This is a genomic window from Chamaesiphon sp. OTE_75_metabat_556 (genome assembly GCF_031378165.1).
Lineage (GTDB): Bacteria > Cyanobacteriota > Cyanobacteriia > Cyanobacteriales > Chamaesiphonaceae > Chamaesiphon.
Genome location: NZ_JANNDR010000408.1, coordinates 1 through 3,809, shown reverse-complemented (window position 1 = coordinate 3,809; position 3,809 = coordinate 1). Strand labels below are relative to the sequence as shown.

General features: G+C 47.2%; 4 protein-coding genes and 1 pseudogene. 3 read left to right on the top strand and 2 right to left on the bottom strand.

Annotated features, from left to right (window positions below):
* A pseudogene (locus RMO27_RS16420) lies at positions 1-303 on the top strand (beta-ketoacyl-ACP synthase); the annotation flags it as partial.
* A 142-nt stretch (positions 304-445) separates the two neighbouring features.
* A complete protein-coding gene (locus RMO27_RS16415; RefSeq protein ID WP_309734436.1) occupies positions 446-922 on the top strand; it encodes an HXXEE domain-containing protein in 477 nt (158 codons plus the stop codon).
* 341 nt (positions 923-1,263) lie between these two features.
* On the opposite strand, the gene RMO27_RS16410 is transcribed toward RMO27_RS16415, so the two are convergent.
* Positions 1,264-2,280 (bottom strand): TOBE-like domain-containing protein, encoded by a 1,017-nt coding sequence (locus RMO27_RS16410; RefSeq protein WP_309734433.1) that lies wholly within the window; start codon positions 2,278-2,280, stop codon positions 1,264-1,266.
* A 210-nt stretch (positions 2,281-2,490) separates the two neighbouring features.
* Between RMO27_RS16410 and RMO27_RS16405 the strand changes: the two genes are divergently transcribed.
* A complete protein-coding gene (locus RMO27_RS16405; protein WP_309734431.1) occupies positions 2,491-2,928 on the top strand; it encodes an Rrf2 family transcriptional regulator in 438 nt (145 codons plus the stop codon).
* Positions 2,929-2,981: 53 nt separating this feature from the next.
* Here RMO27_RS16405 and cysW read toward each other — a convergent pair whose 3' ends face one another.
* Complete coding sequence (gene cysW, locus RMO27_RS16400) at positions 2,982-3,773, bottom strand: sulfate ABC transporter permease subunit CysW (RefSeq protein WP_309734438.1); 792 nt, start codon at positions 3,771-3,773, stop codon at positions 2,982-2,984.
* Positions 3,774-3,809 lie beyond the last annotated feature (36 nt).

Genomic DNA, 3,809 nt, shown 5'->3' with positions numbered 1-3,809 from the left:
CGCCGCGAAAGCCAATTAATTCAGCAAATATTTCCGGCTGGGGTGGCAGTGAGTTCGACCAAAGGTGCGACCGGACATACATTAGGTGCATCGGGTGCAATTGGTGTTGCTCTTTGCCTGCAAGCGATCTCGACTCAGACTTTACCGCCGTGTGTGGGATTGAAGCAACCTGAATTCGATCTGGATTTAGTTACAGTTCCGCGCCCAACAGACGTCAATAATTTACTATGTCTGAGTTTTGGCTTTGGCGGACAGAATGCGGCGATCGCTCTGAAAAAATGGGATGAATTATTCCTTGCTTAACTCTCTAACTCTTTAACAACAGCCCTGTACAGAAAGCCAAGGATCGATCGGCTATGATAAAAAAGTCGGTTCTATTGGGTGATGGGCAACTTTAGACCAGAGGATTAAGCAAATTTCTTTTTTGCGATGGAGGCATCGACAAATGATCAATAGCCAGCACTTTAGCTTTGATATCTCGATCTTGTTATTAGCGATCGCCTTGATAATTCATACGATCTGTGAGGCCTGGATTCCGGCATATCATCAAGTCAAACCAGGCTGGAAATCGGTCGTTTTCGATCAGGCACTTTTCTTGGATAATTTGCCTATTTTTATCTCGGCGATCGGTGCTGCTGTCGTTAGCTGGAAATGGCCGATCGTCGGTGGCATTTTGCCCGCCATCGGTTTGACTCACCCCCTACTAGACCATCTGGGCTTGAGTTGGCACGATCGACAACTCCGACCTGGCAGTTGGACGGGACTATTGTTCGTATTTCCTTTGAGCTTGTGGGTCTATGCTGTGATTTATGCTGATCGGCTGCTCGCAGCTCATGAATTTTTGATTAGTGGGGCAATCGGATTGGCGATCTCCGTGTGGCTACTCTGGATGGCTGTGCGTGAATCAGCAGAGCTTCGTTAGAGGATCGACAATGGCGGAATTCCCGAACACCTGCAATCTGATCAGTCATCCTGACTCATCTGTTCGGAAGTTAGCGATCGAGACTCTCAAGGAGATCGACATCTTTAACTGTTCTGAAGATAGCTATGGCTATGTCTTCTATGTACTTCAGTGCACCTAACAACGCTGGCTAGATTTACTTTAAATGCGATGCGATCCGACCCAATACTTCTCGGTTAATCTAAAAACTAGTTAGTCCGCGTAGGCGGACTTTGCATAACTAGCGGCGACTTTAGTCGCTAGCAGTTCTTAACCGAGAAGTATTGCGATCCGACCCCTCTGAGCAGTTTAAAATGAGGAATTTAGATCGAATAATACAAGGGAAAAGATTTTGCTTCCTTGGGTTTGATATACACCTTTTGCTGCGGCTCCAAGTGTAACTCGTCGAATCGATCGCGTGTCAAATGAGCCGAAATAACTTGCCCGTCAGCCAGAGCTAACTCAGCTTGAATCTCCCACCCCAGATGAATGATCCGCGTTACTGTCGCGGCTGTCAGCGTACTATCTGGCTCAGTCTCGATCGAGATATCTTGGGGGCGGAGATAGACTTGAGGATGATTGGCTTCAAAGCCATTATTTTGAAAGATATCCGCACTGCTGGGTAGGACATTCACCGGGCCGATAAAACTCATCACAAATGCACTCGCTGGCCGATCGTAAATCTCCGCTGCCGTGCCGACTTGCTCGATTTGGCCTTTATTCATCACCACGATTTTGTCGGCTACTTCCATCGCCTCCTCCTGGTCGTGGGTGACGAATACTGTCGTCACATGTACCTCGTCGTGGAGGCGGCGCAACCAGGCGCGCAAATCCTTGCGGACTTTGGCATCCAAAGCCCCAAACGGTTCGTCTAGCAATAACACCTTGGGTTCGACAGCAAGCGATCGAGCCAAAGCGACCCGCTGTCTCTGTCCGCCGGATAATTGTGAGGGATAGCGATCGCCCAATCCCGACAACTGGACTAGTTCTAATAATTCATCGGCTCTCGCTTTGATTTTGGCCGGACTAGCCTTGCGAATCTTCAGTCCAAAGCCAATATTTTCCCGAATCGTCAGGTGCTTGAACAGAGCATAGTGCTGGAACACAAAGCCGATATTCCGCTCTTGGACACTTTGATTGGTAGCATCCGTCCCTGTGAGCCAAATTTTGCCGCTATCGGGTGTCTCCAGCCCAGCAATCAACCGCAACAAGGTAGATTTCCCCGAGCCAGAAGGCCCCAATAGAGCTACTAGCGCGCCCGATTCAATTTCAAGATCGACACCGTCTACAGCTTGAAAGCTACCAAATTGTTTCGAGACATTTTTTACTGATATACCCACTGTTAAAAGACCTTATAAATAAATTTAGTAATTAAATTAAGTTAAATCCCTGCACGTCACTACCTCAACCGCAGCAAACCCCTTCACTATTTACTCTCCACTATCCACCACCCTCTATGCCCTACCCCGTATTCCCTATCCCCTAAAATAACTACTCCAGATCGAGCGGAAAACCGTGATATCTTAAATATACTATTCATCGAACTGCCTGTGGAACTATCTTCTCGACTAGAATATGCTTTAGTTGCGCTGCTGGAAATTGCCGATCGACAGGCACAAGGGAAGCCACTGAAGGTGAACGAGATTGCGGCTAGTCAGTCCTTACCCGATCGATATCTCGACCAGATTTTCACATTGCTCAAACGTCAGGGAATTCTCTCCAGTCAGCGGGGGATGAAAGGAGGTTATTTGCTAGCCAGAGAGCTATGGCAAATTACCTTACTCGATGTCGTCATCGCGATCGAAGGTGGTGGCGATCGAAAAAAAGTCGATCCAACTACTCCGAATACGCTTGAAAAAACCGTCATCGTTCAAACATTTACCGGGATTAAAGATTCGGTCAATGAGATTTTGCAAAGTTATACGCTCCAAGATTTAGCAAAGACATTGGAGACTCAGAGGCAGAGCAGTCCGATGTATTATATTTAGATATGTAGGTTGGGTTTCACTTTGCGCTGCCCAACTTACGCTCTCTACCCAACCTACGATCGATCCTTAATTCTTGTTTTGCTTTCTAAAATTTCCTTAATAACTAACGTCACAGCCGCGAGTAAAGCAAGTAATACTGCTGCGGAAAAAGCAGCTTCGGTGTTGTATTGTTTATATGCTTCTTCAACAAATAACGGCAGACTTTGAGTCGTATTAGCGACATTTCCCGACACCACCGAAACCGCCCCAAATTCACCCATCGCGCGGGCATTGGTTAACAACACACCATACATCAAACCCCAACGAATATTCGGTAGCGTTACTCGCCAAAATATCTGCCAATCGCTGGCTCCCAGAGTTCTGGCGGCTTCCTCTTGATCTACTCCTGCTTCTTCGAGGACGGGAATCACCTCTCGCACCACGAATGGCATACTCACAAACGCAGTTGCTAACGCCATACCAGGGAACGCAAACACGATATCGATGCCGCGATCTTGCAACCAGCCCCCAAACCAGCCTTGGCGTCCGTAGAGCAGCATAATCATCAAACCAGCAACGACTGGGGAAATGGACAGCGGTAGGTCGATAATACTTAATAATAAAGTTCTACCTGGAAATTGATGCCGCGCGATCGACCATGCCGCACACAAACCAAAGACCGTATTAATGGGGACGGTAATCAATGCCAACAAGAGGGTGACTCGCACCGCACTCAAGAAATCTGGATTGGTAAGATTGGCTAAAAATGGTTCGATCCCTTTGTGAAAGGCTTGATAGAAAACATTAATTGCCGGAATATAGATAATCAGACTAATATAGCCGATCGACAACCCGATTAAAACGATCGGTACCCAATTAGGTGGCTTTTGATTTGGCCCTTG